Source organism: Nonomuraea cavernae (assembly GCF_014646355.1).
Lineage (GTDB): Bacteria > Actinomycetota > Actinomycetes > Streptosporangiales > Streptosporangiaceae > Nonomuraea > Nonomuraea cavernae.
This window is the reverse complement of the sequence record NZ_BMNH01000001.1, coordinates 711,369-736,717: the sequence shown is the minus strand read 5'-3', so window position 1 is coordinate 736,717 and position 25,349 is coordinate 711,369. Positions and strand designations below refer to the sequence as shown.

Here is a 25,349-nt window from a genome sequence, read left to right as displayed (position 1 = left end):
GAAGGTTAGTGGGCCACGCAGGTCACCGGGGCCACCGGCTTGCCGCCTGTGGAAAACCGCTGTGGCGTCACGACGCCTCGCGCGGTGGCCGCACGTCGGCGCCCGGCGCGTCGGCGCCCTTGCCCAGAGAGCCCTCGGTGGCGGCGATCGGGTGCCCGCCGAACTGGTTGCGCAGCGCCGCCACCACCTTCATCGCGGGCGGGTCCTCCTGCCGCGAGGCGAACCTGGCGAAGAGCGCGGCGGTGATCACCGGCAGCGGCACGGCGTGATCCACGGCCGCCTGGACGGTCCACCGTCCCTCGCCGGAGTCTTCGGCGTAGCCGCGCAGCTCGTCGAGGTGCTCGTCGTCGTCGAGCGCCCGGACCAGCAGGTCGAGCAGCCAGGAGCGGATGACGGTGCCGGTGCGCCAGCTGCTGAAGGAGCCCTTGACGTCCTTGACGATGTCGGAGGCCTCAAGCAGCTCCCAGCCCTCGGCGAAGGCCTGCATCATGCCGTACTCGATGCCGTTGTGGACCATCTTGGCGAAGTGGCCGGCGCCCACGTCGCCCGCGTGCACGAACCCGTCCTCGCCCTCGGGCTTGAGAGTCTCGAAGATCGGCATCAACCGGTCGACGTCGGCCTTCTCGCCGCCGCACATGAGCGCGTAGCCGTTCTCCAGGCCCCAGACGCCGCCGCTGACGCCGCAGTCGACGAATCCGACGCCCTTGTCCGCCAGCTCGGCGGCGTGCTTCTGGTCGTCCACGTAGTGGGAGTTGCCGCCGTCGACGACCAGGTCGCCCGCGTCGAGCAGCCGGCCGAGCTCGTCGATCACCTGCTGGGTGGGTCGGCCCGCGGGGATCATGACCCAGACCGTGCGTGGCGCCTCAAGCCGCTCGACCAGCTCCTTCAGGCTGGCGACGTCGCTGACCTCGGTGTTGTGGTCGTAGCCGACCACGTCATGACCGCCGCGGCGCAACCGTTCGGCCATGTTGGCGCCCATTTTGCCAAGTCCGACCATGCCGATCTGCATGTGATCTACCCCCTAGTCAGACTTCCATCATCCCCGACGTCAGCCTCAGCCTGACAGGCGGATCGGCATGATCAGGTAACGGTAGTCGGGGGCGCCGTCGCCGTCCACAGGCTTGCCCCCGGTGAGGATGGCGGGCTTCGTGGACGTGGTCATCTGCAGGCGCGCGACATCGGAGTCGATCGCTCCCAGCCCTTCGAGCAGGAACTGGTGGTTGAAGGCGATGTTCATCTCCTCGCCCTCGTAGTCGACCGGCAGCACCTCGACGGCCTGCGCCTCGTCGCCGCTGCCCGCCTCGAGCACGACCTCCCCGCCCCTGAACGCGAGCCGTACGGGGGTGTTGCGCTCGGCGACCAGGGCGACGCGCTTGACCGCCTCGACGAACGGGCCTGTGGACAGGTCGGCGCGCGCGGAGAACTCCGTGGGCAGCAGTGAGCGGTACTTGGGGAACTCGGGGTCGAGCAGCCGCGTGGTCGTGCGCCGCCCGGCGCTGGAGAAGCCGATCATGCCCTCGCCGGTGCCGCCGGCGGAGCTGAGCGCGATCTCGACCTCGGCGCCGGTCGCGCCCAGGGCCTTGGCCGTGTCGGCGAGCGTCTTGCCCGGGATCATCGCGATCGCGGACAGGTCGGACTGGTCGGGCTGCCACTTCAGCTCGCGTACGGCCAGGCGGTAGCGGTCGGTCGCGGCGAGGGTCACGGTCTCGCCCTCGATCTCCATCCGCACCCCGGTGAGCATCGGCAGCGTGTCGTCACGACCGGCGGCGACCGCGACCTGACCGACGGCGGCGGCGAACACGTCACTGCCCACGCGGCCGGCGGCCGGCGGCATGGCCGGCAGCGTCGGGTAGTCCTCCACAGGCATGGTCAGCAGGGTGAACCGGGCGCTGCCACAGGTGACGACCGCCTTGGCGCCTTCGAGGACGAAGTCCACAGGCTGTGCGGGAAGGGCGCGGGTGATCTCGGCCAGCAGCTTGCCGGAGACGAGCACGACACCGGGCTCGCCGGTGTGGAGTTCGAGCGTGACCTCGGCCGAGACCTCGTAGTCGAACCCGGACAGCTTCAGCCGCTGCTCGTCGGTGACCTCCAGGCGCATGCCGGCGAGGACGGGCACGGACGGGCGGGCGGGGAGGCTGCGTGCCGTCCATGCCACCGCCTCAGCGAGGACGTCTCGCTCGATTCGGAACATCACGGTCATCAGCCTCCTGAGTTCGTCGTTGATTCAAAGTGTCGCCTCTCCCGCACCTGAGATCCGGGAGAACCCTTCTTTGGCTCTTGAGTTTCTTAGTAAGAGAGATGTGTGGTCTTCACAGTAGGGGCTGTGGATACCGTGGATAACTTGTGTTTCCGCTGGTCAGGGCCCCTGTTTTTGTCCACCGGAGGTGTGGGTGACGCCTGGGGGTAACTTTGCCGCCTGGGGATGACGCGTCGCTGTGCACAGGCTGTCCCCAGGTCTTGGGGTCTTCGTCCACTGGTTATCCACTGGGTTTCCACAGGTTATCCACCGGGTAAACGGCCTCTCCTGGGGCTCCAAAAAGACTATGCACAGGCTGTCCCCAGGTCATCCACCGGTTGTCCCCAAGTTCTCCTCAGGTTGTCCCCAGCTTTATCCCCAGGCCATCCGCGGGATTTTTCGGGCCAAGGTGGGGTGTTCTGCGGTCGGCTACGGACGTTTTCCCTGATCCACAGTGTTATCCACAGGCTGTGCATAAGAGTCAGGCTCCGCGCGACGTCTGTTTGATGCGCATTGTCAGCTCGTTGACCTGGTTGTACATCGACCGGCGCTCCGCGATGAGCGAGCGGATCTTGCGCTCGGCGTGCATCACGGTCGTGTGGTCACGGCCGCCGAACTGCTGGCCGATCTTCGGCAGCGACAGCTCGGTCAGCTCCCGCGCGAGGTACATCGCGATCTGCCGGGCGTTGACCAGCGCCCTGCTGCGCGAGCTGCCGCAGAGGTCGTCGATGCTGATGCCGAAGTATTCGGAGGTCTTGGCCATGATCGTGGCGATCGTGATCTCCTCGCCCGACTCCGAGGTGATCAGGTCCTTCAGCACCACCTCGGCCAGCTGGAGATCGACACCCTGCCGGTTGAGGCTGGCGAACGCGGTGACCCTGATCAGGGCGCCCTCAAGCTCGCGGATGTTGGTGGAGATGCGGCTGGCGATGTACTCGAGCACCTCGGGCGGCGCGGCCAGGCCCTCCTGTATGGCCTTCTTGCGGAGGATCGCGATGCGGGTCTCCAGCTCGGGCGGCTGGACGTCGGTGATCAGGCCCCACTCGAACCGGTTGCGCAGCCGGTCCTCCAGGGTGATCAGCTGCTTCGGGGCCCGGTCGCTGGAGATCACGATCTGCTTGTTGGCGTTGTGGAGCGTGTTGAAGGTGTGGAAGAACTCCTCCTGCGTCTGCTCCTTGCCCTCCAGGAACTGGATGTCGTCCACGAGCAGGATGTCGATCGCGCGGTAGCGCCCGCGGAACCCGTCGGCCTTGTGGTCGCGGATGCTGTTGATGAAGTCGTTGGTGAACTCCTCGGAGCTCACGTATCTCACTCGCGCGCCGTCGTACAGGCTCTGCGCGTAGTGGCCGATCGCGTGGAGCAGGTGCGTCTTGCCCAGACCCGAGTCGCCGTAGATGAACAGCGGGTTGTACGCCTTCGCGGGGGATTCGGCCACCGCGACAGCCGCCGCGTGCGCGAACCGGTTGCTGGCGCCGATGACGAATGTCTCGAAGGTGTACTTCTGATTGAGCCGTGCGGGTTCGCTGGGTTTGCTGCTCTTCGCCTCCCACCGGTTCGGCGCCGGCTCCGGCGCCTTCTCCACAGGCGGTGTGTACGACTGGGGCTGTTCAAAAGTGAACGTCGGCTGTGGATATTCGGTGGACGACTGCGGTGGCTCCGGCTGTGGAGAATAGAACTGCGGAGGCTCGGAAGCCTGGTAGTGCTGGGCCGATGGGGGCTGTGCAAAACGTGGCTGCGGCTCCGGGCTCTGTGGATAACTCTGACCCACAGCCTGTTGATGAAGGTCGGGCTGGGGCTGCTCGGGAGCCGTCGTGTCGATCATCACGGCCAGTCGCATGGCCCGGCCGAGCTCCTGGGACAGCGCGTGGGCCACGAGCGGGCGCAGCTTGCCCTCGATGAGGTCTTTCAGGAAGTCGTTGGGGACGCCCAGCACGATCGTGTCGTCGGCCAGGGCGATGGGACGGACCATGGAGAGCCAGGTGCGCTGCTGAACCGGGACGTTCTCGTTGAGGAAGTTGCCCAGGGCCCTCGCCCATACCGTGCCAAGGTCGACACCGTTCATGGTGCGGCTCCCCTCCTTCCTCTCGCGGCCCCCCGCGATCTGTTTATCCACAGCCGGCGGTCGCCACCCGACGATCGACCCCGCCCGTCCACAGCCTGGCGGCCAGGCTCTGTGCCCAGACTCTCCACAGGAGATCCACAGGCTTTCCACAGCCTCTAACAGGGCCCCAGGAGCGCCGACAGTATCTTTGTGCACAGCTGTGTTCAAGACGTTGTCCACAGCCTAGTGGCAGCCGGCCCCGCATACTGTGGACGCCACCGAGGCGGTGGAAAACCCGCATGTGGATTAGTGGATAACCGCGCGGCGCCACTCGCTGGTTTGACCTGGGACGCCTTTGACCCGTAACGTACGACGGTCGGCATGCTCACGCGACGGCTATTTCGCGTGCCCTCGCTATTCCTGGCAGGCCGGCCATGTGTGTTAAGCGCCCCTGGGCGCATCATCAAGCCTGGAGCCCACCCGTGAGCAAGCGTACTTTCCAGCCGAACAACCGTCGCCGCGCGAAGACCCACGGCTTCCGGCTGCGGATGCGCACCCGGGCCGGTCGCGCCATCCTGGCCGCTCGTCGCCGTAAGGGCCGCGAGAAGCTGTCGGCCTGATCGCCCTGCGCCCGCTAGGTCGCCCGCCGGTGAAGTCCGCCGGCGGGCATTAGGCGTATACGGTGCTACCCCGGCAAACCCGCATGCGGCGCGGGAAAGAGTTCGAAGCGGCGATCAAGCGCGGTAAACGCGCTGGTCGTCCCGCTGTGGTGATACACCTCACCGTTTCTGGGGATGAAACACCTCTAATCGGTTTCGTGGTCAGTCGCGCAGTCGGCGGCGCAGTGGTCCGCAACAAGGTCAAGCGTCGGCTTCGGCACCTGATGCGAGACCGCCTTGACCGGTTGCCACGAGGTAGCCTGCTTGTGGTACGCGCCAACCCACCGGCCGCGGCCGCGCGATACGAGCAACTTGCCGCCGAGCTCGATCTCGCGTTGGATCGTCTGCTCAGGCGGCGCGAGTCCTCGATGGATGGACAGAGATGACGGAGCAGCCGCAAGGGAGGCCGCCGAGCTTCGCCGCTCGGGCGCTGATCATCCCTATTCGGTTCTACCGGGCCTTCATCAGCCCGATGCTCGGTCCGCGCTGTCGTTTCTATCCGTCGTGCAGCGCCTACGGGCTCGAGGCGATCGCCGTACATGGAGCATTGCGCGGCACATGGCTGACTGTCCGGCGCATCGGGCGGTGCCACCCATTCCATCCCGGAGGTATAGACCCGGTGCCCCCACGCCCGGTTCGGTCTCACGAATTGCAAGGGAGATAGCTCGGTGGAGCTGTCCTGGCTGAGCTGGCTCTATGAAGCCGTAGCCCACGTCATCATCTGGATCCACACCGGATACAGCACATTCCTCAACCCGGACAGCGGGCTGACATGGGCGCTGACCATCATCACGCTGACCGTGATCATGCGGATCCTCATCTTCCCCCTGTTCCTCAAGCAGATGCGCTCGTCGCGGAAGATGCAGGAGCTCGCCCCCAAGGTCGCTGAGCTTCGCAAGCGTTACAAGAACGACAAGCAGCGCATGAACCAGGAGGTCATGGCGCTGTACCAGGGGGCGGGTGCCAACCCTCTCGGCGGCTGCCTGCCGATCCTGGCCCAGTTCCCGATCTTCATCTCGATGTTCACCGTGCTGCAGGCCATGGCCAACGGCCGCGCGGTCTACGGCATGAGCCAGGAACTCGTCGACAGCGCCCGGTCCGCGCACATCTTCGGCGCGCCTCTCCCGGCCAACTTCTTCATGTCGGCGAGCGAGATCGAGGGCTTCGACGCGACCGTCGTACAGACGAAGATCGTGCTGGCCATCTTCGTGGCGATCAGCTCGCTGACCACGTTCCTCACCGTCCGGCAGAGCGTCACGCGCTCGATGGCTCAGATGCCGGACAACCCCATGGCGCAGCAGCAGAAGATCCTGATGTACATCTCGCCGCTGTTCGCCTTCTTCAGCCTGAACTTCCCCCTCGGCCTGATCCTCTACTGGGTCACCACCAACGTCTGGACGCTGGCGCAGCAGCACTGGTTCTACACCCGCAACCCGATGCCCGAGTTCGACGCCAAGGGCAACGTGATCCCGGTGCAGCCCAAGCAGAGCATGCTGGCCAAGCTTCGCAAGACGCCCCCTGAGGAAGCAGCACCTCCCGCGCCGCCGGAGCCTAAGATCATTAGGCAGCAGCCCAGCCGCCAGTCCCGCAGCAAGCGCACCGGCAGCAAGAAGTCGTGAACACGAAGGAGAGGCCGGCGATGACCGAGGCCGAGCAGGAGAAGGCTCCTGATGTCAACGCGCTTGAGCAGGAGGGCGAGATCGCGGCCGACTACGTCGAGGGCCTTCTCGATATCGCCGACATCGACGGCGACATCGACATGGACGTCGAGGGCGACCGGGCGCTCGTCTCCGTCGTCGGCGTCCAGGGCAACGAGCTCGTCGGGCCGTCCGGCGAGGTTCTCGAGGCCCTGCAGGAGCTCACCCGGCTGGCCGTCCACCGGCAGACGGGGGAGCGGTCGCGGCTGATGCTCGACGTCGCCGGCTACCGCGAGCGGCGGCGCGCCGAGTTGACCAAGCTCGGCACCGAGGTCGCCAACCAGGTCCGGGAGAAGGACGAGCCCAAGTCGCTCCAGCCCATGACGCCGTTCGAGCGGAAGATCGTTCACGACGCCGTGGCGGCCGCCGGGCTCCGCAGCGAGTCCGAGGGGGAGGAGCCCCAGCGGTACGTGGTGGTTCTTCCCGCCTGACCCGTTCTGTGGATTTTGTGCGGCCGTCAGCCCCTGTGCGGGGACTGGCGGCCGTTCGTATGTCGCTTTCCTCCCGTACGGCTGCGCCCCGAGCGCGGAACGCCTGCCACGGCCCGCCATCGGGGCGGCCCGCTAGTCTTCCACCGTGATCCCCCCGCCTAGCCTTGAGCTCGGCACCGCCCGTGTCCGAGCCGTCGACCAGCCAATGAAAGGGCCACCAACCAGTGAGCGATGAGCTGCCTGCTCCGCCGGACATTGCCCGGGACGTCTTCACCGGCAACGCCTGGGAGCGGGCGAACTCCTTCGCCGAGCTCCTCGCCGGCCCCGGAGTCGTGCGTGGGCTGCTGGGGCCGCGGGAGGTGCAGCGGATCTGGGATCGCCACCTGCTCAACTGCGCGGTCGTCGCGGAGGCCGTACCCGAGGGAGTGCGGCTGGTGGACATCGGCTCGGGTGCCGGACTGCCAGGTCTGGTGCTGGCGATCGTACGGCCGGACATCACGGTCACGCTCCTTGAGCCGTTGCTTCGCCGTACCGTCTTCCTGGAGGAGTGCGTCGAGGCGCTCAAGCTGGGGAACGTCGAGGTGCTGCGCGGCCGGGCGGAGGAGCTGGCCGGCCGGCGTGAGTTCGACGTCGCCAGTGCCCGCGCCGTCGCCCCGCTTGATCGGCTGCTGAAGTGGGCCATGCCGCTCCTTCGCGAAGGCGGCGAGCTGATCGCGATGAAGGGGGAGCGTGCCGCCGAGGAGCTCGCCGAAGCGGGCCCCCAGTTGCGTGCCAGTGGAGTGAGGACGGCTGAGCTTGTGACCGTCGGGCGCGGTAAGGTCGAGCCGCCTGCAACATTGGTTCGGGTGGTAGCGGGTCGCGCGCCGGAGGTCGGTAGGCGGCGACGAAGGAGGTGACGGTCATGCCAGTCGCAGCATGCGGCCTGGGCTGGCCGGACAGTCCTCCGTCCGAGAGTCCCACAGGGGTTGGCTGGCCCGAAAAGGGCGTGTCGCGACAGCGAATTCCCGGCACCGGCATACCACTGGTTGAAAGGATGGCCATCGTGACCCAGACCCCACTGACCCCCGGCGATTCACCTTTGGTACGAGAGGCGCTCAGCTCTGTGGTTTCACGTGAAACATCCGCGACCCAGGCGGCGGCTCAGGCAGGGGAGGAGCCCGGTGGTCGTGACGGCATGTGGCCGCGGCCGGCCAAATGCCGGGTGATCGCCGTGGCGAACCAGAAGGGGGGAGTGGGCAAGACGACGACGTCCGTGAACATCGCCGCCGCGCTCTCCATGCACGGCCAACGCGTGCTCGTCGTCGACCTTGACCCTCAGGGCAACGCCTCGACGGCGCTGGCCACCGAGCATCGCGGTGACGTGCCGGATGTGTACCAAGTGCTCGTGGACGACCTGCCCATGGCGGACATCATCAAGCAGGTGCCCGACATGCCGGGCCTCTACTGCGCCCCCGCCACCATCGACCTCGCCGGTGCCGAGATCGAGCTCGTCTCGCTCGTGGCCCGCGAAGCCCGCCTCCGCCGAGCGCTCAGCGCCTACACCGGGCTTGAGTTCGACTACATCGTCATCGACTGCCCGCCGTCGCTCGGCCTGCTGACGGTCAACGCGCTGGTGGCCGCCGAAGAGGTCATGATCCCCATCCAGTGCGAGTACTACGCGCTGGAGGGCCTGGGCCAGCTGCTGCGCAACGTCGATCTGATCAAGGCCCACCTGAACCCCACGCTCAGCCTCTCCACGATCGTCCTCACGATGTACGACGGCCGCACCCGTCTGGCCTCACAGGTGGCCGACGAGGTTCGCGCCCACTTCGGTGAGACGGTCCTCAACACGGTGATCCCGCGCAGCGTCCGCCTCTCCGAGGCGCCCAGCTATGGCCAGTCGGTCATGACGTACGATCCGGGCTCCAGTGGGGCCATGGCGTACATGGACGCCGCCCGCGAGATCGCCCACCGCGCCGCCGTCTGACTCCTGCTCCGCATCCTCCACATGGCGGGTTTCTCTCACCTCAACCCTTTCGCCCAACTCGCACCGGCAAGTGCTCTTCGCGGGTTGTCCACTCGATGCCGGTCAGTGCGGTCGATGCGATTTCCGACTGCGTTCTGTGAGTCTGTGCGCTCCATGAAGTGCGTGCGGCGGTGCAGCTCTCACGGCGAAGGAAAGGTGCGCGTTTCGAGGTGCTCTGGCGTGACGCCATGACGGCTTCTCTCGATTTCATCGCCCATGAGTTCATCAACTTCCGCAACGGAAGTTACGCCTGGATCGATGTGAAGCGGTTTCAGCTCGCCCGCTGGTCCGGGGACGAGGTGGCGGCTCTGGATCTTCTGTTACGCCACGAGCGCTATCGAGGCGACTATGCGTCAGGCGATTCGGTCAGCATCGACAACCGGCGGCTTCACGGGCCGTTCCTGCTCTCTCGCATGACCGCGAGTTCGTTCGACCTTGTCGACGAGGCAGTCGCGGATCAGCTGATCCGGACTTGGGTCAAGGAGATCGGATTCCTCGATCCCGTACCTGAAGAGCTGGCTTCGTGCCTCGAAACGCACGTCTACGACTCCCTCCGTGGGGCGACGCATCGGTACAAGTTACGCGAGCTGGGGCGGGAGGCCATGCACGACTACGGGTGGGTGCTGTGGCACTTCTGGGAGTTGGTCCTCCTGGACCGGTCGGACGCGTCGCTCACGTTGGTCGTCGGGGCGGTGGATTAGGTGTCGTACGGGTCGTCGCTTGACGACCGCATGCTCCTACCCGGAGCCGAGGTCGGGCTGGATCATTCGCTGGTCGGCGTGGCCGGCGCACTGGCGGACGACGACGGTGGAAGTGTGGGTGGATAGGGGGCCGGAGGCGCAGTTGGGAGGCCGACGGGCGTGTATATGTGTTGATGGTGTAAATCCGGCGCAACCGCGTGTGGCGACGAGGCACCGTGTTGCGTTGACGACGGTAACCTCTCCTGGAGTGACCGGAATCAGCCGGGGTGGATGAGGAGACGTAGTGAGTCAGCAGCGGCGGGGATTGGGGAAGGGGCTCGGGGCGCTCATCCCGACCGGTCCCATTGTTGACGGCACCGGAACGGCGGTTGCCACCAACGGTGCGGGAGAGACCAACCCTCAGCCGATTGCCGGCGCGTACTTCAAGGAGCTATCCCTCAGCGCCATCGTGCCCAACCCGCGACAGCCCCGTGAGGTGTTCGACGAGGATCGCATCAAGGAGTTGGCGGCGTCCATCTCCGAGGTCGGTTTGCTCCAACCGATCGTCGTGCGGTCCGTCGGCGGTGGCCGCTATGAGCTCATCATGGGGGAGCGGCGCTGGCGCGCGTGCCAGCTCGCCGAGCTTGATCCCGTTCCGGCGATCGTCCGTAACACGATGGACAACGAGCTCCTCCGTGACGCCCTCATCGAGAACCTGCAGCGGGAGCAACTCAACGCCCTGGAAGAGGCCGCCGCCTACCAGCAACTGCTGGACGACTTCCAGGCCACCCACGACCAGCTCGCCCAGAAGGTCGGCCGCTCCCGCTCCCACATCACCAACACGCTGCGCCTGCTGAATCTCCCCCCGGAAGTCCAACTCCGCGTCGCCGCTGGCACCATCAGCGCCGGCCATGCCCGCGCACTCCTCGGCCTCGACAGCCAGGAGGAGCAGATCCAGCTCGCGAAGCGCATCGTTGCCGAGCTTCTGTCCGTCAGAGCGGTCGAAGAGATCGTCGCACTCGGGAGCTCAAAGGCGGCCCAGAACGCCCCCCGTGAGCGCAAGCCCAACAAGCCCGTCGCCCCTGGTCTGACCCACCTGGCGGATCGGCTCTCCGATCACTTCGAGACCAAGGTCAAGGTCGATCTGGGGCGTCGCAAGGGGCGCATCGTCGTGGAGTTCGCCACGATCGACGACCTTGAGCGCATCATCGGCACCATGGCCCCCGAGGCGGCGCGTGCCATGCGAGAGTCTGAGGGCTGACCTGTTTCACGTGAAACCGTGCCGTGTTTCACGTGAAACCGCCACGCTCACCCGTCGCCCTGGGGCGTCTCGTGTACAGGTGTCCGTCGCCGCACTTGGGCGATGCGCACCCGCACTACGTCATGCTCGTCCACCTGCCTCACGACCACACTCCGGTGAGCATGCGCGACGCGCCAGGACACGATCGCAACGCTGCCGGCCTTTTCTGTGACCGCCACTGAAAGCGCGGTCCTTCTCGGCGACCTGACCGTCTGCAGCCATCGCGTTGATCCAGAAAACCTATTGCCGGCCGGGCATTCGAGCTGCTGTCGTGGTTCCCGCACTCCTGGATCAACGAACGGAGCACATGTCTTGCTGACCGGCGATCTCGTACGACTGCGCCCCATGGAACCCTCTGACGCGGCGGCCCACCACCGCTGGAACCACGATCCCGACGTCATGCAGTGGTTCGCCCACAGCTATCCGGTCAGCCGGGAGCGGTTCGTCGACGAATACGCCGACCGCCCGAAGAACTCCTACGAACGCACCGTGCTCGGCATCGAAACTCTCGCCGACGACCGTCTGATCGGCCTGGTGGTCCTCAGCGGCGCAGAGCCGGAGACCGGCGGCGCCGAGCTCGACATCTACATCGGCGAGAAGGACTGCTGGGGCAACGGCTACGGCACCGAAGCCGTCCGCCTGATCTGCCGCTACGGCTTCGACGCGCTGCGCCTGCACCGCATCGAGTTGTGGGTTGCGGACGAGAACGCGGCAGCCATCCGCGTGTACCAGAAGGTCGGCTTCGTCGAAGAGGGCCGCGCCCGAGACACTCTCCGCAGAAACGGCCGATGGCATGACATGGTCCTCATGAGCCTGCTGGAGGGCGAGCTCAAGGACTGAGCGCGAGCGCTCCTAACACGCCCTGTCCCGCCCTGACGCGCCGCGCGTCGAGTGCCGTGCCGTGGGTCCGGCGGCCCCCGGACACCCGTGGCGCCGCGTCCCGTCCCGCCGCGCCGCGCCTCGTCCCGCCGTGCCGTGCCTTGGGCCAAGCGCCCGTCCGGTGCTGTGCTCGGTCGCGCGGCCACTGTCTCCTGGGAAAGCCTTGGAGCTCCGGTGTGCCGCTGGGTCTGGTGACCGCGGCGTACAGATGGGCCTTAGCTCGGGGTGTACGTGCCGTCTTGTGTGGTGGGCTGGCCAGTGAACACGCCTCAAGCAGGCGTAGGTCTTGCCCACTTGGTGCCTGCCGTACCGACATCGGGTGCCTACTGCGTCGTTCTGCCGTGATTGCGGTGCTGCTCTCAACGTCAACGTCGAGCCGAGTGGAGGGAGGCCGCAGGGAGTTCGGTGAATCGCGAGTGTTTCACGTGAAACCACGAGAGAGGTCAGGAGGAAAGTGCCTTGCGGATGTCGGTGAGGAAGTCGTCGATGTGCTCGGGCGTGGTGTCGAAGGCGGTCATCCAGCGCACAATGCCGGCGGCCTCGTCCCACTGGTGGAAGAGATAGCGCTCCTGAAGCGCGGCTGCCGCCTCTGCGGGAAGTGTGGCGAAGACGGCGTTGGACTGCACCGGGTAAGTGATGGTGACTCCTGGAACGCCGGTCAGGCCGGCCGCCAGCCGGTCGGCCATGTGATTGGCGTGACCAGCGTTGCGGCGCCAGAGGTCGTCGGTGAGGAGAGCCGAGAGCTGAGCCGAGATGAAGCGCATCTTCGAGGACAGCTGGAGGGATTGACGCCGCAGGAATGGCACGGCGTGGGTCAGCGAGCTGTCGAGCACCACCACTGCCTCGGCCGCCAGGGCGCCATTCTTGGTGCCACCGAAGCTGAAGACGTCGACCCCGACGTCGGTGGTGATCGTGCTCAGGTCACATGAGAGGTACGCGGCGGCGTTGGCCAGGCGGGCACCGTCCACGTGCAGGAGCAGGCCCGAGTTGTGGGCGGTCTCGGCCAGGGCGGCGATCTCGTCGGGGGAGTAGCAGGTGCCGAGTTCGGTGACCTGGGAGATGGAGACGACGCGCGGCTGGGACTCGTGGTGGCTGCCCAGAGCGCTCAGGCGGCCGGTGATGTCATGGGGCCGCAGCTTGCCGCCCTCCGTGGGAACGGTGACGAGCTTGACGCCGAGAAGGCGTTCGGTCGCGCCCGTCTCGTGCGTCGCAATGTGGGCGGTGTCGGCACAGATGATGGCGTCGTACCGGCCGAGCATGAGGGCCAGCCCGACCATATTGGCACCTGCGCCGTTGAGCACGGCGAAGCCCTCCGCGCCGGTGCCGAAGGTGTCCTTGATCTGGCGCTCGAAGACGGCGGTCCACGGGTCGTCTCCGTAGGCGGGGGCGTCGCCGTGGTTCGCCGCCGTCATGGCTTCGAGGACAGCAGGGTGTACGCCGGCGTGGTTGTCGCTGGCGAAGCTCTTCGGATATGTCGAATCGATCAGCACACCAAAAGGCTACTTACCCCGGAACAACCGGCGCGGTGCCCGGCCACCGAGCCACCGGGGGGTTGAACCGGCGGCAGCGGAGGCCAGAGGTCAGGTGCGGGTCCGCGCGGCGGCGTTGTGGAGGAGGATGCGGCACAGCCCACCGAGGTCCTGCCCGGCGGCCTCGGCCGCCATCGGGAGGAGGCTGGTCTCGGTCATGCCTGGGGCGACATTGACCTCAAGGAAGTGCGGCTGGCCCGAGGCGTCGACGATGAGGTCGGTGCGGGAGATGTCGCGCAGGCCGAGCGCCGTGTGCGCGGTGACCGCGGTCTGCGCGCAGGCGGCGGCCGCGTCGGGGGAGAGGCGGGCGGGGGCGAAGAACTCGGTGTGCCCGGCGGTGTAGCGGGCGGCGTAGTCGTAGACCCCCTCGTCGGGGACGATCTCGACGGCGGGCAGCGCGATCGGCCCGTTGCCGAGATCGACGACCGACACGGCCACCTCGACACCCACCACGTAGCGTTCGATCAACGCCGTGTCGCCGTAGGCGAAGCAGCCGACCATCGCGGCGGGCAGCTCCTCGGCGGTGCGCACGATGGAGGCGCCGAGCGCGGAGCCGCCCCGGGCGGGCTTGACGAACAGGGGCAGGCCGAGCTGTGCCACGATGCGCCCCAGGACCATGGTGGCGCCGAGGTCGTGGAACGTCTCCTTGGGCAGCGTGACCGACTCGGGGGTGACCAGGCCAACCGAGCGGACGACGGCCTTGGCGGTCGGCTTGTCGAACGCGACCCGGCAGGCGTCGGGGTCGGCGCCGACGTAGGGGACGTTGAGCAGCTCCAGCACGGAGCGGATCGCGCCGTCCTCACCCGCGCCGCCGTGCAGGGTGACGAAGACGGCGTCCGGCGGGTCGGCGAGGATGGACGGGACGAGCGACGCGTCGGTGTCGCGGGCCTCGACGTCGATGCCCGCCGCACGCAGCACCTCGCTCACCCGGCGACCGGAGCGCAGGGACACCTCACGCTCGTACGAGAGGCCTCCGGCCAGCACGAGCACGTGGCCCAGATCGCTCATTGCATCTCCTCCGCTGATGGAACGCTGTCCAACCGTACCGGCGTCGGGGACGGATGGGTGCACACCAGGCGCATTCCTCAGTGTCAGGCCGTCAAAATGTACGGCCGGCGCCCCCTGTGGGTGGACGCCGGCCGTACGGAAAAAGTCACGCCAGGTCGGGTCCGGGGGTGTCCACACCGGCATGGCCACGGGTGGATCCGGTGCCGAACGTGTCGCGCAGCTGGATCTCCTGCTCGATCACCCCGGCCAGCCGCCGCACCCCTTCGCGGATGCGTTCGGGCTCGGGGAAGCAGAAGGACAGCCGCATCTGCCGCGACCCACTGCCGTCGGAGAAGAACCCGGTGCCCGGGACGAACGCCACCCGCTCGGCCACCGCCCGCGGCAGGATCGCCTTGGAGTCGAGGCCTTCGGGCAGGGTCACCCAGACGAAGAACCCGCCGGCGGGGCGGGTCCAGGTGACCTCGGGCGGCATCAGCGCCTCAAGCGAGTCGAGCAGCGCGTCGCGCCGCTCGCGGTAGAGCTCCTTGAACGACTTGATCTGCTCCCGCCACGGCTGCGTGGTGAGGTACTGGCCGACGGCCAGCTGGGTGAACGACGAGTGCGACAGCACGGCCGACTCCATGGCCAGCACGAGCTTGTCGCGGATGGCGTGCGGCGCGAGTGCCCAGCCGACGCGGAACCCGGGGGCGAGCGTCTTGGAGAACGACCCCAGATAGACCACGCCGTCGGCGTTGTCGGCGCGCAGCGCGCGCATGGGCTCGCCGTCGAAGCCGAGCAGGCCGTACGGGTTGTCCTCGACGATCAGTACGCCGGCCCGCTGGCAGATGTCGAGCACCTGCTGGCGCCGGGCCGCGTTGAGCGTGACGCCTGCCGGGTTGTGGAAGGTCGGGATCGTGTAGAGGAACTTGATCGGCGCCCCGGCGGTCTCCAGGGCGTAGATGGTCTGCGCCAGCGATTCGGGCACGATGCCCTGATCGTCCATGGCGATATGCACCACTTTGGCCTGATAGGCGGCGAATGTGCCTAGGGCGCCCACGTACGAGGGCCCTTCGGCCAGTACGACGTCACCCGGGTCGATGAAGATCCGGGTGATCAGGTCGAGGGCCTGCTGTGAACCGACGGTGACGACGACGTCGTTCGCCCCGGCGTGGATCCCCTCCAGGCGCATGACCTCGCAGATCTGCTCGCGCAGGTGCGGATCGCCCTGGCCCGAGCCGTACTGCAGCGCGACCGGGCCGTGCCGGGTCACCAGATCGGAGACCAGCTCGCCGACCAGGTCGAGGGGGAGGGCCGTGACGTACGGCATGCCGCCGGCGAGCGAGACCACCTCGGGTCTGGACGCGACGGCGAAGAGAGCTCGGATCTCGGAGGCGACCATCCCGGTAGCTCGTGCGGCGTACCGATCGACGTAGGCATCGATCCGCGACCCTTGGGTCGCGGGCGTTTGACCGTGATCCTGCTCTTCTGTCACGGTCCACCTCCTGTCACAGGTAGAGCTGAGATACCAGATTACGCCAGTCCGACATGTCGCCCATGGAGGGGGCTGGAGCGCCGTGGTATCCGCTGGTGGCACCATCACTGGGCTACGATGCCAGCTGGAGACGTGGTTTTCGCGCGCTTTTCCGGGTCAACGATTGGGGCCGTAGTTGTCGCGTCGGCTGGTCAACATCACCCTGGACAATCTGGACGATCTGCCGCGCCGCTGCCGGCGGTGCGTCTTCTGGGAGCTCGACCCCGTCGGGGGCGAGCGTGCGGTCGAGTCAGGCGATCCGGGGCTGGAGAAAGAGGCGTGGATCTCCGGCACGCTGCTCGAATGGGGCAGCTGCGGGAAGGTCGTCTACGTCGACGGGGTGCCTGCCGGATTCGTCCTCTACAGCCCGCCTCTCTACACCCCGCGCTCCCTGGCCTTTCCCACCTCGCCGGTCAGCGCCGACGCGGTCCTGCTGATGACGGCGCACATCATCCCCGAGTTCTCCGGCGGCGGGCTGGGCCGGATGCTGATTCAGGGAGTGGCCAAAGACCTCACGCGGCGCGGGGTGAAGGCCATCGAGGCGTTCGGCGACCTCAAGTGGGAGGAGCCGAGCTGCGTCGTGCCTGCCGAATATCTGCTTTCGGTGGGGTTCAAAACGGTCCGGCCGCATTTGCGGTTCCCTCGGCTGCGGCTGGAGCTCAAGACCGCCGTCTCGTGGCGTGAGGACGTCGAGGTGGCCCTGGAGCGCCTTCTCGGGTCCATGAGCCCGGAACGCGCACTTCGCCCCGTCTGACGTCTCTCAAGGACGTCTCTCAAGGACGCCTCTCAAGGACGCCTCTCAAGGTAGGTCTCTCAAGGACATGTCCCAAGGGCGTACCCAACGGCGTACCTCAAAGGCGTGTTTCCCGGAGCGTCCTCCCGTACAGAATGCGAGCCCATGCGAAAGCCCCCTGCCTCCCGGCAGGGGGCTTTCGCGGTGAGTGCGGCGGAGCGGCGGCCTAGATGATGCCGTCGAGCTCCCTCAGCAGCATGGCCTTCGGCTTGGCGCCGATGATCTGCTTGACGACCTCTCCACCCTTGAAGACGTTCATCGTGGGGATCTGGAGCACACCGTAGTCACGCGGAACGTTGGGGTTCTCGTCGATGTTGAGCTTGACGATCTCCAACTTGTCGCCGTGCTCCTTGGCGATCTCCTCCAGGATGGGCGCCACCTGACGGCACGGGCCACACCATTCGGCCCAGAAGTCGACCAGAACGGGCTTGTCGCTCTTGAGGACCTCAGCCTCGAACGTGGCGTCGGTTACTGCCTTCACGGTGCGCTCCTTAACTCTCGTTGTTGGCCAGCCAGCGCTCGGAGTCGAGCGACGCCGCGCAGCCGGTGCCGGCCGCGGTGATGGCCTGGCGGTAGGTGTGGTCGACGACGTCACCCGCGGCGAACACGCCGTCGAGGTTGGTCGCGGTGCTCGGCGACGCCACCTTGATGTACCCCTCGTCGTCGAGATCGATCTGACCCTTGACGAGCTCGGTGCGGGGGTCGTGACCGATCGCCAGGAACAGCGCGTCGGTGGCCAGCTCGCACTCCTCGCCGGTCTTGACGTTGCGCAGCTTCACCGCCTCGACCCTGCTGTCGCCCAGGACGTCGACGACCTCGCTGTCCCAGACGAACCGGATCTTGTCGTTGGCGAACGCCCGCTCCTGCATGATCTTGCTGGCGCGCAGCTCGTCGCGACGGTGCACGACGGTGACCATGCGGCCGAACCGGGTGAGGAACGTGGCCTCCTCCATCGCCGTGTCGCCGCCGCCGACGACCACGATGTCCTTGTCGCGGAAGAAGAAGCCGTCACAGGTGGCACACCACGAGACGCCGCGGCCGGACAGCCGCTTCTCGTTCACCAGGCCGAGCTCCCGGTAGCCGGAGCCCATCGCCAGGATGACCGACTTGGCGTAGTAGGTGTCGGAGTAGGTCTTGACCACCTTGGGGGTGGCCTCGAGGTCGACCTCGACCACGTCGTCCGCGACCAGCTCGGCGCCGAACCGCTCGGCCTGCTTGCGCAGGTTGTCCATCAGGTCGGGGCCCATGATGCCGTCGGGGAAGCCGGGGAAGTTCTCCACGTCGGTGGTGTTCATCAGGGCGCCACCGGCGGTGACCGACCCCTCGAAGACCAGCGGCTTGAGCTCGGCGCGGGCCGAGTAGACCGCCGCGGTGTAGCCCGCAGGGCCCGACCCAATGATGATCACGTTACGAACGTCGCTCAACGCTCCCACGCCTTCCTCGTCTGTGGTTGCCAGTGGCGTCAACAGATCCTAGGCCGCCGTGATTCCCGTGCCTTCACCACCACGCCCCGACAACCGAACCACCACGCTCCGACAAACCGAAAGAGCCCGCCTAGGCGGGCTCTGACGTGAGATTTCGCTACCAGCGATTACCGGCGGTTGCCAGTGGTCACCAGCGGCCGAGCATCGGTTTGCGCAGGTTCTTGCAGTTGAACGGATCGACGATGTCGATGCGCAGCCTGCCGGACGCCTTGTCCTTCCAGGACGCGACGATGATGGCCTCCTGGCCGTTGTACTGGCCCTGGTCCACGGCGTACGTCGTGAGCTTGGAACGCGTGGCCACCTTGCTCACACATGTGTCGACCTTGTCGACGTCGGGAGAGCCGCCGTTGATGATCGGTGCCGGAGCCAGGAAGCCCTCAAGGGGCTGGCGCAGCTCCTGATCGCTGTAGTTGTGGCCGCTGTCGGTCAGCGCGTAGGCCCTGGCTCTCGCCTCTTCCCTGGTCGGCGACGGCGCGTCAGCCTCGAACACGAGGTCGGGGCCGCTGCCACCGGAGGCGAGCAGGCCGCTGGAGACCACCGCGGTGCCCACCACGGCCGCGGCCGCGGCAGCCGCCACCGCGGGCATCGCCCACCGGCGACGTCGTGCGGCGCGGCGACCGGCCGGGACGATCGTGCCGTCCTCGGCGACCACCCCCAGGCGAGCGGGCTCCGGCGCCTCGGCCGGCCGCTCCCATGGGGAGTCGCGCATGAGCTCGTCCCAGTCAGGTGTCTCCGCGAGCCCCACCCCACCCCGCCGCGCCCCGTAGGACTCGGCTTCGCGGAGCTCGGCGGCGAGCGCCTTGTCGATGCGTAGCGCGACACCCATCGGCATGGCCGGTGTGGGAGTCGCCGCGAGCACCTCGCGAACCGCTGCCAGGTCGGCCAGTAGCTCCCCACAGGGGTCGCATACCGCGAGATGCTCGCGGACCTGGCGGGCCGTGCCAGCGTCTAGGAGATCCTCGGCAAGCTCTGCCAGGACGTCCAGATCGTAGTGCGTATCACCCGTCACGAAGTTCTGCTCCCTTCGCGGATGAGACGCGACTGAGGTCTGATCGGTTCCGCAGATGCGAAAGAATTGGGGCAAGTTTCGCGCGCCCCCGCGCGCACCGGCTCTTCACCGTCCCGCTGGGCACGTCAAGCACCTGAGCTGCGTCTTCGACCGAATAGCCCATCATGTCGACCAGGACGAGCGCCGCTCGCTGGTCGGTGGGCAGCAGCTTCAGGGCGGCCGAAACCTCCATCGAGACCTCACGCTCGACGGTCTGGTCGGGCAGCGGGCTGTCGCGTTCGGCGGCCTCGATGAGCTCGTCGTCGGCCACGGGCCTGATGGACTTGCGGCGCATCCGGTCGAGACAGGCGTTGACGACGATGCGGTGCAGCCAGGTGGTGACCGCCGCCTCGCCGCGGAAGGTGCCGGCCTTGCGATAGGCGGACACGAACGCGTCCTGGACCGCGTCGGCAGCCTCGTCGGGGTCGCCGAGGGTGCGCAGGGCGACGGCCCACATGCGGTCGCGGTGCCTCTTGACGATCTCGCTGAAGGCGTGTGGATCCCCGTTGATGTGCGCGGTCAGCAGGTCGGCGTCGCTGACAGCCGGCCGATCCGCGGGAGAAGGTGTCTCGGGTGGGGAGTTCACAAGAGGGATTCCTGGTTATGCCGATCCGGGAGAGTGCACCACTACTTCATAGATGGTGCCATGAAACTTGCCCGCATCTGCCGGAAGACGCGTAAACCAGATCAAAACGTACTGGCCGGTTGCGGCTTGATCAGGAGTAAGAGTGATCTTGCCCGAGGCGTCCTTCGCCTTGGCCACGGTCTTGAGTGAGGAGAGCTCCGGCTTGCTGCCGACCTTCAGCTCCACGGTCGCGCCCGGCGCGTCGGCCAGCGTGGCCACCACGTCGCTGATCTGCATGGACTTGCCCATGTCGAGGAGCAGGCCCACGCCGTCCTTGAGATTGCCCAGCTCGGCGCTGTTGTAGTTGTCGGTCTTCCAGAACGTGCTGGGCTTGCCGTCGATCGTCAGGTGCGCCAGCTCCTGCTTCTCCTCGCGGTCGCCGAGCGGGTCGAAGCCGTTGGCCTCTTCGGCCTTGACGGCCTGCGGCTGGGTGGAGGGCTTGGTGCTCGGCGTGGTCGAGGGGTCGGCGGCCTCCGGCGTGCTCGGGCTGCCCAGGCTGCGGCCGATCGTCCAGGCCCCCACGCCGACCGCGGCGATGACCAGCAGCACCACGACGGTCATCAGCACCCGGTTGAGGACGCCGCCGTTTTGGGGCGCCATGTGGTGGTGCTGCATGGTCGGGCGCGGCGGCGCCGCGGGCCGTCGCTCGGTGTCGAGACCCTCGGAGGGGGACGCCGCCGGCACCGAGGGAGGGGTCTGGGGATAGGCGATGGGGATCGGCATCGGCCGGGCCACGCCGGCCAGCGCCTCGGCGACCTCGGCCGGGCTGGTCAGCGGGCTCTGCCCCCGGCGCGCCTCGGGCAGGCAGGCCCTGACCGTGACCGTCTCCAGGTAGCTGGGCACGCCGGCGGTGACCTGGCGGGGCGTGCAGAAGTGCCCGTCGTTCATGGGAGCGGCCGGCAGGCCGTGCTCCTCCTCGTCGCCGGGCCAGTGGCCGGTCAGCCCGGCGTAGAGCAACCGGCCCAGCCCCTCGGCGTCGTCGAGGGCGGGCTGGTCGGTGGTGAGCCCGGCCAGGGCCGCGTCGACCGCGACGCCCAGCACCTTGACGATGTTGCCGGTGGTCCACACCAGGTGGGCGGGGCGCAGGCACAGGTGGTAGAGGTTGGCCTCGTGGGCGTGGGCGAGCGCCTCGGCGGCCTCGGCGACCAGCCCGGCCGCCCGCTCGGGGTCGAGGGGACCGGCGGCGAGCAGGTCGGCCAGCGTGTCGCCGGTGACCCACTCACTGACCACGTAGGAGTAGTCGTCCTCCTGGGCCGCGTCGAAGACCTGGGTCAGACGCGGGTCGGTGAGCCGGCTGGCCGCCCGGGCGGCGGTCACCACCTCTTGGACGCGCGGAAACTCGGGCGCGAAGGTGTGCACGGCGACCGGGCGGGCGAGGATCTCGTCGATCGCCTTCCACAGCGTGGCACCATCGGATTCGCTGACCCGGTCCTCGAGCCGGAAGCGTTCGGCGAGACGGGTGCCGGGTTCGACGGCAGACGTGCTCACTGACTCACTCCGCTCGGCCGATCGGGTGTGCTAATGACTCGACGCGCCTGCGCGGAGGTGTCCCACGTAGGCATGCTATGCCGGGTGGATCCGCCCACGCGCCTCCTGCTTCCATTCGTGCGTGTCGGGCACCATGCTAGTGCCGCGTTGGTTCGGCCCGCGTTCCTAACGCCCTACCCTCCCGGCGACCATCCCAACGATCGAGTTGACCTCGGGAATGCGCGCCCGGTGGGCGACCGCGAGATACAACAGCATGCCCAGCCCACCGCCTACGGCCAAGATGATCAGAGAATTGAGGAAGTCGAGCCCTCCGAAGACCTGCTGAGCGGTCCACACCGCGGCCAGTGCCAGCACGGCGGAGGGCAGGGCCGCGAGATACATCCTGGTCAGCGCCATGCCGATCTCCCAGCCGCCCAGCCCCCGCACCCGCCGGGCGGCCAGCCACCAGGCCACCATCGCGCCGAGGGCGTAGGCGACGGCGTAGGCGAAGGCCAGCCCCATCACGGCGTAGCGGGCGGGCAGCAACTGGAAGAAGACCACCATGAGCACCGCGTTGACCGCGGTCGTGCCCGCGCCGACGAACACCGGCGTGCGGGTGTCGCCGAAGGCGTAGAAGACGCGCAGCAGCAACTGGAAGATCGCGAACGGCACCAGCGCCAGGCCGTACACCTGCAGCACGTTGCCGATGTATTTGGCCGCCTCGACCGAGGTGGCCCCATGGGCGTAGATCGGTACGGTGATCGCCGGGCCGAGCACCATCAGCAGCAGCGACACCGGCACCATCACCGAGCTGATCAGGCGGACACTCGACCCGAACTCTCCGCGTACGTCGTCCAGCCGCCCCTCGGTCACCCCCCGGCTCATCCGCGGCAGCATGGCGGTGATCACCGAGACGCCGATGACGCCGTAGGGCAGCTGGAAGAGCTGGAAGGCGAAGGTGTAGGGGGTGATGCCGTGGCCGGGGACCGCGTCGCCCGCCGCGCTGGACAGGTTGGTGGTCAGCATGAACCCGAGCTGGGTGATGATCACGTAGCCGATGGTCCAGATGCCCGCCCGGCCCATCTCGCCGAGCCGCGCGTTGCGCAGGTCGAAGCGGGGGACGAAGGCGAACCCGACCCGCTTGAGCGCGATGACCAGGACCAGCGCCTGCGCCACGATGCCGGCCGTGGTGCCGAGGCCGAGCAGGGCCAGCTGCCCGTTGGTGACCTTGGAGATGTCGCCGCCGGTCGTGCCGGCGATCACCGCGTAGGCCGCCAGCACGCCGATGACCACGAGGTTGTTGACCACGGGCGCCCACATCGGAGCCGCGAAGCGGTCCCGGGTGTTGAGGATGGCGCCCGCGACCGCTCCGATGCCGAAGAAGGCGAGCTGCGGCAGGATGAACCTGGCCAGCGCCACCGCCACCTCGAACTTACGGGTGCCGGGCTCCCAGTCGGTGGTGTAGAGGTCGATGAGCAGCGGCGCCGCCAGCACCGCCAGCGCCGCGACCAGGATCAGCGCGACCGTGGTGATCGTCATCAGCCGTTGCTCGTACGCCCGGCCGCCGTCGGGGTCGTGCTGCTGCGCTCGTACGATCATCGGCACCACGACGCTGCTCAGCACGCCGAGCAGCAGCAGGTCGAGGATGCTGTAGGGGATCGCGTACGCCGCGTTGTAGGCGTCGCCCATCGCCATGGTGCCGATCGCGTAGGCGAGCACCATGGTCCGGACGAAGCCGGTGACCCTGGACACCATCGTGCCCGCGGCCATGATGGCGCTGGCCCGCAGCAAGCGGCTCATACGGTCTCACTTTCCCGTGTCCTGGTGGCTCGCTGCAGCCGTCGCTGCGACCTGCGCCTCAGCACCCGGGTCACGACGGCGGCGAACATGACCGTCAGCGCCGCCCCGACGATCACCAGCGCGATCCCGGTGTAGCCGGTGGTGCGGATCGTCAGCTTCACCGGCTTGCCGTACGGCTGGCCGTCGGCGGTCTTGAGCTGGACGTTGACGGTGGCGTCACCGCTGCCGCCGCTCATGGTCGCCTTCATCGGGACCTGGAGGGTGCCGCTCTGCCCGTTGCCCCCGATCACCAGCCGTGTGGACGCGCGCTCGTCGATCTGCAGCCGCGCGGGGCTGTTGGAGGTGACCTCGATGTCGACCGTGACCTCGTCCGGCAGGGAGTTCTTGACGCTGATCGGCACCACGCCGTCGGCGCCGGCCAGGGTGCGTGGCCGGTCGGGGTCGGCGCCGGTGATCGAGATCTTGTTCATCCGGCTCTGCACCGCGCTGTCGACGATCTTGGTCATCGCGCGGCCGGCCCGTGACTGGTTGCGCCAGGCGGAGGAGGTCAGCCTGAGCACCGCCGCGTCGAAGTCGGACGGCGGCTTGCCGGTGATGATGCCGGAGGTGAGCTGTGCCCGGCCCGCGACCTCCTTGACCGGGTCGAGGTACTTGGCTCCGAGCTCTTCCTTGCGGTCCTGCTCGGTGTAGGTCAGGCCGGCCCGCGGCACCTGGGTCGTGGCCGGCTTGATCGAGCTGAGCGGGGTGAGCGTCAGCCACGGCAGCTTGCCGGCGGTCTTGAGCAGCGAGGAGACGAGCGTGGGGTTGGGGTCCCAGCGCCGCGACGGGGCCATGACCAGCGATCTGGCCTGCGTCTGGCCGGGCTCGGCGGAGATCATCGCCGTCTCGGCGACGAACCGCTGCCTGCTGAGCGCCACCGAGCCGGAGACGCTGGAGTCGGGCTCCAGCATGCGGCTCAGGCCCGCGTCGGCGATGAGCGCGGTGACGGGGCCCGCGACGCTGTCGAGCGTCGTCGCGGCGTCGGGCGTGTGGCTCACGGGCGGCAGGGGCGGCACGTTCGTCGAGTTGAGCAGGACCCTCGTCACGCGGGCGACGCCCGGCTTGCCCACGGAGAGCAGGTCGAGCGCGTCGGGGTCGATCAGGCCGGCGGCCGGCCAGGCGGTGCTCGTCTGCACGTCGGGCTTGAGCAGCTCGCGGGCCTTCTGGCCGCCCAACTCGATCGCCCGGCCCGTCTGGCTGTCGAACCCGCGGTGGGCGAGGGCGGCCACGTCGGGGTCGGCGTAGGGGGTGGCCACCACGGGGGAGTTGGCCAGGGCGGATCGCAGATCGGTGAGCCACTGGGTGGCGCCGCCGTCGGCGGGTTTCTTCTGGAGCCCGTCCTTGGTGCTGAGGGAGTAGGGCTTGGTCATCGCGTGCGCGTCGTCGAGGAGCGCGGGGTCGACGATCCAGGTGACGTTCTTGGACGCTGTCTTGGCGATGCGGGCCAGGTCGGCGAGCCGGCCCTTGCCGGTCAGGGCCGCGCTCAGCTTGTCGTCGGTGAAGGTGGCGTCGTCGGCGCGGTGCGGCTGGTCGATGATCGGCAGGACGACGGCGAGCCGGTTGCGCGGTGGCCTCTGCGGCGTCGGGGGCGCGTACGTGAGCAGCGTGCGTTGCACGCCGAGCGATCGCCAGCCCTGTTGCAGCACCTCGACGGCCACCGGGTAGACGCCGAACGAGCTGAGCTGCAACTGCGCCGGTGTGCGGGTGATCTCCCAGGTGGCCGACGCGCCGGCCTCCAGCGCGGGGAAGTCCATGCTCGACGAGGTGGAGACGTTGCCCGGGAGCGTCGGTGGGGTCTGGTCGGCCAGGTAGGAGTCGATGGCGGCCCGATCGGCCAGCCGCTGCCCCGAGTAGCGCAGCTGGACCCGCAGGCCGGGCATGGCGGCGCCGGTGTCGTTGCGGATCGTCCCGCTGATCTTGATCTCGTCGGCGGCGCCGGTGGTGAACTCGGGGGTGATGGACGTGACCGTCAGCTCGAGCCCCTGCCGGGCCGTCATCACCGTCGTCGCGGCAGCGGTGTCCGGCGTCGTCGCGACCAGGGGCGCGAGCAACGTGGTGGACAGGGCGGCGAGCACCGTGACCTTACGGATCACGCGTCCGCCTGGGCTGAAGTACGAC

At 68.0% G+C, this 25,349-nt stretch carries 24 protein-coding genes; 11 read left to right on the top strand and 13 right to left on the bottom strand.

Features of this window, described 5'->3' with window-relative positions; all coding sequences use genetic code 11:
* Positions 1–67: 67 nt before the first annotated feature.
* The 3 genes from gnd to dnaA all read right to left on the bottom strand — a co-directional run bounded on the left by gnd (position 68) and on the right by dnaA (position 4,298).
* Positions 68–1,009, bottom strand: coding sequence for a phosphogluconate dehydrogenase (NAD(+)-dependent, decarboxylating) (gene gnd / locus IEY82_RS03435; protein WP_189122417.1), 942 nt, complete (start codon positions 1,007–1,009; stop codon positions 68–70).
* Between the two features lie 45 nt (positions 1,010–1,054).
* A complete protein-coding gene (gene dnaN, locus IEY82_RS03430) occupies positions 1,055–2,194 on the bottom strand; it encodes a DNA polymerase III subunit beta (protein ID WP_189122594.1) in 1,140 nt (379 codons plus the stop codon).
* A 523-nt stretch (positions 2,195–2,717) separates the two neighbouring features.
* The gene (dnaA, locus tag IEY82_RS03425; protein WP_189122416.1) at positions 2,718–4,298 is read right to left on the bottom strand and encodes a chromosomal replication initiator protein DnaA; all 1,581 of its coding nucleotides are present in this window, start codon (positions 4,296–4,298) and stop codon (positions 2,718–2,720) included.
* Between the two features lie 461 nt (positions 4,299–4,759).
* Between dnaA and rpmH the strand changes: the two genes are divergently transcribed.
* From rpmH to IEY82_RS03375, 10 genes are all read left to right on the top strand, one after another.
* Positions 4,760–4,897, top strand: a complete 138-nt coding sequence (rpmH, locus tag IEY82_RS03420; RefSeq protein ID WP_043614899.1) for a 50S ribosomal protein L34 — start codon at positions 4,760–4,762, stop codon at positions 4,895–4,897.
* Positions 4,898–4,959: 62 nt separating this feature from the next.
* Positions 4,960–5,322, top strand: a complete 363-nt coding sequence (gene rnpA / locus IEY82_RS03415) for a ribonuclease P protein component (protein WP_189122415.1) — start codon at positions 4,960–4,962, stop codon at positions 5,320–5,322.
* Positions 5,319–5,600 (top strand): membrane protein insertion efficiency factor YidD, encoded by a 282-nt coding sequence (gene yidD / locus IEY82_RS03410; RefSeq protein ID WP_189122414.1) that lies wholly within the window; start codon positions 5,319–5,321, stop codon positions 5,598–5,600. Before rnpA ends, yidD begins: the two co-directional genes overlap by 4 nt.
* A 4-nt stretch (positions 5,601–5,604) precedes the next feature.
* Positions 5,605–6,555 carry a membrane protein insertase YidC gene (gene yidC, locus IEY82_RS03405; protein ID WP_189122413.1) on the top strand — a complete coding sequence of 317 codons (951 nt, stop codon included), beginning with the start codon at positions 5,605–5,607 and terminating at the stop codon, positions 6,553–6,555.
* A gap of 20 nt (positions 6,556–6,575) precedes the next feature.
* Complete coding sequence (locus IEY82_RS03400) at positions 6,576–7,064, top strand: Jag family protein (protein ID WP_189122593.1); 489 nt, start codon at positions 6,576–6,578, stop codon at positions 7,062–7,064.
* A gap of 224 nt (positions 7,065–7,288) precedes the next feature.
* Positions 7,289–7,960, top strand: a complete 672-nt coding sequence (rsmG, locus tag IEY82_RS03395) for a 16S rRNA (guanine(527)-N(7))-methyltransferase RsmG (RefSeq protein ID WP_189122412.1) — start codon at positions 7,289–7,291, stop codon at positions 7,958–7,960.
* A 278-nt stretch (positions 7,961–8,238) separates the two neighbouring features.
* Complete coding sequence (locus IEY82_RS03390) at positions 8,239–9,030, top strand: ParA family protein (RefSeq protein ID WP_189122411.1); 792 nt, start codon at positions 8,239–8,241, stop codon at positions 9,028–9,030.
* 209 nt (positions 9,031–9,239) lie between these two features.
* Positions 9,240–9,770, top strand: coding sequence for a hypothetical protein (locus IEY82_RS03385; RefSeq protein WP_189122410.1), 531 nt, complete (start codon positions 9,240–9,242; stop codon positions 9,768–9,770).
* A 283-nt stretch (positions 9,771–10,053) separates the two neighbouring features.
* The gene (locus tag IEY82_RS03380; RefSeq protein WP_189122409.1) at positions 10,054–11,010 is read left to right on the top strand and encodes a ParB/RepB/Spo0J family partition protein; all 957 of its coding nucleotides are present in this window, start codon (positions 10,054–10,056) and stop codon (positions 11,008–11,010) included.
* Between the two features lie 384 nt (positions 11,011–11,394).
* Positions 11,395–11,889: a GNAT family N-acetyltransferase gene (locus IEY82_RS03375; protein WP_189122408.1), complete on the top strand. Its 495-nt coding sequence runs from the start codon at positions 11,395–11,397 to the stop codon at positions 11,887–11,889.
* 482 nt (positions 11,890–12,371) lie between these two features.
* On the opposite strand, the gene IEY82_RS03370 is transcribed toward IEY82_RS03375, so the two are convergent.
* The 3 genes from IEY82_RS03370 to IEY82_RS03360 all read right to left on the bottom strand — a co-directional run bounded on the left by IEY82_RS03370 (position 12,372) and on the right by IEY82_RS03360 (position 15,843).
* The gene (locus tag IEY82_RS03370) at positions 12,372–13,418 is read right to left on the bottom strand and encodes a threonine aldolase family protein (protein WP_189122407.1); all 1,047 of its coding nucleotides are present in this window, start codon (positions 13,416–13,418) and stop codon (positions 12,372–12,374) included.
* Positions 13,419–13,508: 90 nt separating this feature from the next.
* Positions 13,509–14,465, bottom strand: coding sequence for a D-alanine--D-alanine ligase family protein (locus IEY82_RS03365; protein WP_189122406.1), 957 nt, complete (start codon positions 14,463–14,465; stop codon positions 13,509–13,511).
* Between the two features lie 145 nt (positions 14,466–14,610).
* Complete coding sequence (locus IEY82_RS03360; RefSeq protein WP_225262164.1) at positions 14,611–15,843, bottom strand: aminotransferase-like domain-containing protein; 1,233 nt, start codon at positions 15,841–15,843, stop codon at positions 14,611–14,613.
* A gap of 268 nt (positions 15,844–16,111) precedes the next feature.
* Here IEY82_RS03360 and IEY82_RS03355 point away from each other — a divergent pair, with 268 nt between their 5' ends.
* On the top strand, positions 16,112–16,729 hold the full coding sequence (locus IEY82_RS03355; RefSeq protein WP_189122404.1) for a GNAT family N-acetyltransferase: 618 nt from the start codon (positions 16,112–16,114) through the stop codon (positions 16,727–16,729).
* 205 nt (positions 16,730–16,934) lie between these two features.
* Here IEY82_RS03355 and trxA read toward each other — a convergent pair whose 3' ends face one another.
* From trxA to IEY82_RS03320, 7 genes are all read right to left on the bottom strand, one after another.
* A complete protein-coding gene (gene trxA / locus IEY82_RS03350; RefSeq protein ID WP_189122403.1) occupies positions 16,935–17,249 on the bottom strand; it encodes a thioredoxin in 315 nt (104 codons plus the stop codon).
* Between the two features lie 10 nt (positions 17,250–17,259).
* On the bottom strand, positions 17,260–18,192 hold the full coding sequence (gene trxB / locus IEY82_RS03345) for a thioredoxin-disulfide reductase (RefSeq protein ID WP_189122402.1): 933 nt from the start codon (positions 18,190–18,192) through the stop codon (positions 17,260–17,262).
* Positions 18,193–18,379: 187 nt separating this feature from the next.
* The gene (locus IEY82_RS03340; RefSeq protein ID WP_189122401.1) at positions 18,380–19,261 is read right to left on the bottom strand and encodes an anti-sigma factor family protein; all 882 of its coding nucleotides are present in this window, start codon (positions 19,259–19,261) and stop codon (positions 18,380–18,382) included.
* The gene (sigM, locus tag IEY82_RS03335; RefSeq protein WP_189122400.1) at positions 19,251–19,886 is read right to left on the bottom strand and encodes an RNA polymerase sigma factor SigM; all 636 of its coding nucleotides are present in this window, start codon (positions 19,884–19,886) and stop codon (positions 19,251–19,253) included. Before sigM ends, IEY82_RS03340 begins: the two co-directional genes overlap by 11 nt.
* Positions 19,887–19,901: 15 nt before the next feature.
* Positions 19,902–21,413 carry a protein kinase family protein gene (locus IEY82_RS03330; RefSeq protein WP_189122399.1) on the bottom strand — a complete coding sequence of 504 codons (1,512 nt, stop codon included), beginning with the start codon at positions 21,411–21,413 and terminating at the stop codon, positions 19,902–19,904.
* 165 nt (positions 21,414–21,578) lie between these two features.
* Entirely contained in the window at positions 21,579–23,192 is a 1,614-nt protein-coding gene (murJ, locus tag IEY82_RS03325) for a murein biosynthesis integral membrane protein MurJ (RefSeq protein ID WP_189122398.1), read from the bottom strand.
* Complete coding sequence (locus IEY82_RS03320; protein ID WP_189122397.1) at positions 23,189–25,324, bottom strand: DUF6049 family protein; 2,136 nt, start codon at positions 25,322–25,324, stop codon at positions 23,189–23,191. Before IEY82_RS03320 ends, murJ begins: the two co-directional genes overlap by 4 nt.
* Between the last annotated feature and the right edge of the window lie 25 nt (positions 25,325–25,349).

Coding starts and splice junctions, on each gene's coding strand:
- gnd (WP_189122417.1), bottom strand. CDS start 1,009: ATGCAGATCGGCATGGTCGGACTTGGCAAAATGGGCGCCAACATGGCC.
- dnaA (WP_189122416.1), bottom strand. CDS start 4,298: ATGAACGGTGTCGACCTTGGCACGGTATGGGCGAGGGCCCTGGGCAAC.
- yidD (WP_189122414.1), top strand. CDS start 5,319: ATGACGGAGCAGCCGCAAGGGAGGCCGCCGAGCTTCGCCGCTCGGGCG.
- IEY82_RS03400 (WP_189122593.1), top strand. CDS start 6,576: ATGACCGAGGCCGAGCAGGAGAAGGCTCCTGATGTCAACGCGCTTGAG.
- IEY82_RS03390 (WP_189122411.1), top strand. CDS start 8,239: ATGTGGCCGCGGCCGGCCAAATGCCGGGTGATCGCCGTGGCGAACCAG.
- IEY82_RS03375 (WP_189122408.1), top strand. CDS start 11,395: ATGGAACCCTCTGACGCGGCGGCCCACCACCGCTGGAACCACGATCCC.
- IEY82_RS03365 (WP_189122406.1), bottom strand. CDS start 14,465: ATGAGCGATCTGGGCCACGTGCTCGTGCTGGCCGGAGGCCTCTCGTAC.
- IEY82_RS03360 (WP_225262164.1), bottom strand. CDS start 15,843: ATGGTCGCCTCCGAGATCCGAGCTCTCTTCGCCGTCGCGTCCAGACCC.
- murJ (WP_189122398.1), bottom strand. CDS start 23,192: ATGAGCCGCTTGCTGCGGGCCAGCGCCATCATGGCCGCGGGCACGATG.